The 3,955-nt window shown below is 66.6% G+C and carries 4 protein-coding genes; 2 read left to right on the top strand and 2 right to left on the bottom strand.

Going from position 1 to position 3,955, the window contains the following annotated elements; translation table 11 throughout:
* A partial coding sequence (locus tag WBV89_RS02625) for a helicase HerA domain-containing protein (RefSeq protein WP_423979789.1) occupies positions 1–1,277 on the bottom strand: 1,277 nt, incomplete at its 3' end.
* 67 nt (positions 1,278–1,344) lie between these two features.
* Here WBV89_RS02625 and WBV89_RS02620 point away from each other — a divergent pair.
* The gene (locus WBV89_RS02620) at positions 1,345–2,007 is read left to right on the top strand and encodes a DUF2461 domain-containing protein (protein WP_423979788.1); all 663 of its coding nucleotides are present in this window, start codon (positions 1,345–1,347) and stop codon (positions 2,005–2,007) included.
* A 22-nt stretch (positions 2,008–2,029) separates the two neighbouring features.
* Here WBV89_RS02620 and WBV89_RS02615 read toward each other — a convergent pair whose 3' ends face one another.
* Positions 2,030–2,674 carry a DUF4203 domain-containing protein gene (locus WBV89_RS02615; protein ID WP_423979787.1) on the bottom strand — a complete coding sequence of 215 codons (645 nt, stop codon included), beginning with the start codon at positions 2,672–2,674 and terminating at the stop codon, positions 2,030–2,032.
* Between the two features lie 121 nt (positions 2,675–2,795).
* On the opposite strand from WBV89_RS02615, the gene WBV89_RS02610 reads away from it, so the two are divergent.
* A partial coding sequence (locus WBV89_RS02610; protein ID WP_423979786.1) for a pyridoxal-phosphate dependent enzyme occupies positions 2,796–3,955 on the top strand: 1,160 nt, incomplete at its 3' end.

Raw genomic sequence — 3,955 nt, 5'->3', positions numbered from 1 at the left:
TCGCGCTTGCCGAGCCCGGAGATCGTGTCGCCGAGCGCACCGACGTCGACGCCTCCCGACGCGGACGTCATCCCGTCGAGCAGCCGCGCCTTGTCCTGATCGGTCTGCAGGCGTCCGATCATCCAGGTGCCCGCGTTCGAGATCGCCTTGTAGTCGATGTCGACGGGGTTCTGCGTCGACAGCACGACGCCGACGCCGAACGCCCGGGCCTGCTTCATCAGCATCATGATCGGCTTCTTCGTCGGCGGGTTCGCGGTGGGCGGCAGGTACCCGGCGACCTCGTCCATGTACAGCATCGCTCGGAGGTCGGTCGTCCCGGACTGCCGACGCATCCAGGTCACGAGCTTCGCGAGGACGAGTGAGGTGACGAACTGACGCTCCTCGTCGGAGAGGTGCGCGGTGGTCACGATCGCGCACCTCGGTCGGCCGTCCGGTCCGAACAGCATCGAGTCGATGTCGATCGGCGGGCCTTGCGCCCACGCCGCGAAGGCGGGCGATGCCAACAACCCGTTGAGCTTCATCGCGAGCTTCATGCGGTCGGCCTCGGGGAAGAACTGATCGAGTTCGAAGACGCCGAGCTTGCGGATCGGGGGAGTGGCCACCATCGAGACCAGCGCCATCAGATCCAATCCGCGGCCCTCGGTCCACGAGTGGAGGATCAGGTTCGAGAGCAGGATGTGCTCCCGGCTCGCCAGCGGGTCGGCGTCGATGCCGACCAGTCCGAGCAGTCCGGTGACGTATCCCTCGATCTCGTCGCTCACGACCTCGGCATCGGACATGTCGGCCGGAACCTGGAGCGATCCGACGATGTTCAGCGCGATGCCCGCCTCGGATCCAGGTGTGTAGATCGAGAAGTCGGTGGTCGCACGCAGTTCCCCGATGTCGCTGCCGGACAGACCCCACCCGGACAGGCCTGCAGTCCACGTCGAGGCCTGGTCGGCGGCGAAGTCGTCCGGCGTCATGTCGGCCTGCTTGGCCTGCGCCTCATCGATCCACGGCCGGAAGTCGCCCGGCGCGAGTTCGGGGAACGTCAGGCACAGATTGGTGAGGTCACCCTTGGGATCGATCGCTACGACCGGGAGACCCGACCTCAACGCCTCCTCGATCGCGATCACTCCGAGCCCGGTCTTGCCCGATCCGGTCATGCCGACGATCACCGCGTGGGTGGTGAGTTTGTCGGTCGCCACCGACACGTGGTCGATCGCGTCGGCGCCACCGGGCCCGGTGCGCTCATGGGTGGCCGGGTCGATCGCCCCGCCGAGAAACAGCTCTGCCATCCCAGCGACAGTACCCACCTCCGGCGACCGCCCCGCCAGATCGATCGGGTTCGGTACGGTCACGTGGATGGCATTCACCGGTTTCCCCACGGATGCGATCGAGTTCTACGAGCAGCTCGCTGCCGACAACTCCCGAGCGTTCTGGGCCGAGAACAAGGACCGGTTCGTCACGTCGGTCAAGCAGCCGATGGTCGAACTCACCGACGCGCTCGACGACTACGGGCCCTTCCACCTGTTCCGTCCGCACAACGACATGCGCTTCTCGAAGAATCGTCCGCCGTACAAGACCCACCAGGGCGCATATGGCGAATCGGAGGGCGGGGCCGGGCACTATCTCCAGCTGTCCGCCGACGGGCTGATGGCCGCAGCGGGCTACTACGCGATGGCGAAGGACCAGTTGAAACGGTTCCGGGAGGCGATCGTCGCTCCGGCGACAGGCGAGGAGATCGCCGGGCTGGTCGCGGATGTCGAAGGGCGAGAGTACTCGGTCGGTGCGATCGGCGAGTTGAAGACGGCGCCGCGCGGCTACGACCGGGACCACCCGCGCATCGCCTTGTTGCGTCGCAAGGGCCTGATGCTGTCGAAGGACTTTGGTGCTCGCCGGTGGCTGCACACGAAGCAGGTCGAGCGCAAGGTGCGTGACTGCTGGGAGGGCGCGGCCGAGGTGTGCGCGTGGCTCGACGCTCACGTCGGACCGAGTACGGAGCCGCCCGACGACCGTCCGTTCTAGCGGAGCAGGTGCTCGCGGTCGGTCAGGAAGAGTGGGCGGGAGCAGCGTCCCAGCCGTCGCGGACGGTGCCGGTCATCCGCGGCGCGGTGGAGATCTGGGTGATCGCGCCGGCGACCGCTGCCACGAACCAGACGGCATACCAATACCAGTCGTCGTTGAGTTCGTCGGTGACGCTCGCCGAGCGAGTGATCTGATCCGAGTCGAGCGCGCCGGTGAGCAGCATGAGCCCGCCGACGATCGCACTCGCTCCGGCCGCCGCGCTGAGCAGGACCAACAGCAACATCGGCAGATCTCCGACGATCGCGACCACGGCGAGCACGATGCCGAGGGCCACGCCGACCAGGACGATCAGCCAGGACCACGTGACTCCGAGGGCGATGAGGGCACTCGTCCCGAGGGTGAACCCGATCGCGCCCATCGCGATGACGATCGAGACCTGGTAGTAGAGGTACGCGAGCAGCGCGAGCACGACGGCGAGAATGATCGCCAACGTCCAACTCAGTGCGTTCGACAGGAAGCCACCCTCGTCGGCGCCGATGCTGCCGCCGAGTGAGAAGCCCGCCAACGCTCCCCAGAACGCGATGACGATCCGCATCGCGAGGTAGCCCTGGAAACAGAAGACGATGCCGACGAAGATGGCCAACAGTCCCGCAGCGACGTCGCTCATCGCGTCAAGCTACTGCGCTGTATCGACCCACCGCCGGATGCCACGCGTGCCACGAGATGTCCGGGCCGGCCCCGTGCTCGTGCGGGTGGTGGCCGAGCACTCCTCTTGACAGAATGTCAAGGTGACCCTCATCGACGATTCCGCCGCGACCGACGCTCTCGAGAACCAGTTCGGCCTGGCGGACCGCATCGTCGACGAGGCGGCGCTCGCGAACAGCGTGCAGCGGTTCGCCGAGCAGGGGATCACGCTTCCGACGTTCGCGCAGCTCGCCGACCCGACGACGTTCGACCACGACGAGCGTGTCGGCGACGCCGATCCCCAGGGGCCCGACGCCCGCAACCTGTGGCGGGTCCACTGGTACAACGACCTCAGCGGCAACCGGGTCGAGGTTCCCGATCACGTCGTGCTTCCACCGTCGCTGACCGGGATTGCTTCGCCGATCATCGTCGTGTTCGGAGACCGTTTCCCGATGATCACCGCCCACAAGGTGCTCGCCGCGTACTCGTGCCTCGCGCCCCGCGTCGTGACCGGGCAGTTCGATCCGACCGTGCACCGCGCGGTGTGGCCGTCCACCGGCAACTACGCGCGTGGCGGCATCGCGATCAGCAAGATCATGGCGAGCCGTGGCGTGGCGATCCTGCCCGAGGGCATGAGCCAGGAGCGCTTCGACTGGCTCGATACCTGGTGCGCGAATCCTGCGGAGGACGTGATCAAGACGTACGGCACCGAGTCGAACGTCAAAGAGATCTATGACGCCTGCAACGAACTGGCGAAGGATCCCGGCAACTTCATCCTCAACCAGTTCTCCGAGTTCGGGAACCACCTCGGGCACTACACGGTCACCGGACGCGCACTCGGTCACGTGTTCGAGCAGGTCCGCGCCGACTCCGGTCGCGATCTGAACCTCGCTGCGTTCACGAGCGCGACCGGGTCCGCCGGAACGATCGCGGCCGGCGATCGCCTCAAGGAGGAGTACGGGACCCGGACCGTCGCCGTCGAGGCCCTCGAGTGTCCGACGATGCTCGAGAACGGCTACGGCGAGCACAACATCCAGGGGATCGGCGACAAGCACATCCCGCTGATCCACAACGTCACCAACACCGACCTGGTCGTGGCCGTCTCCGACAAGGCGACCGACGAACTCGATCTCGTGTTCAACTCCGAGGCCGGTCGCGCCCACCTGGCCAAGAAGGACGTGCCGGAGGCCGTCGTCGCGCAACTCGAACACTTCGGGTTCTCGGCGATCTGCAACGTGCTGGCGGCGATCAAGACGGCCAAGAC

Source organism: Ilumatobacter sp., assembly GCF_049588435.1.
In the GTDB taxonomy this organism is placed as follows: Bacteria; Actinomycetota; Acidimicrobiia; order Acidimicrobiales; family Ilumatobacteraceae; genus Ilumatobacter_A.
This window is presented reverse-complemented; position numbering and strand designations above follow the sequence as displayed.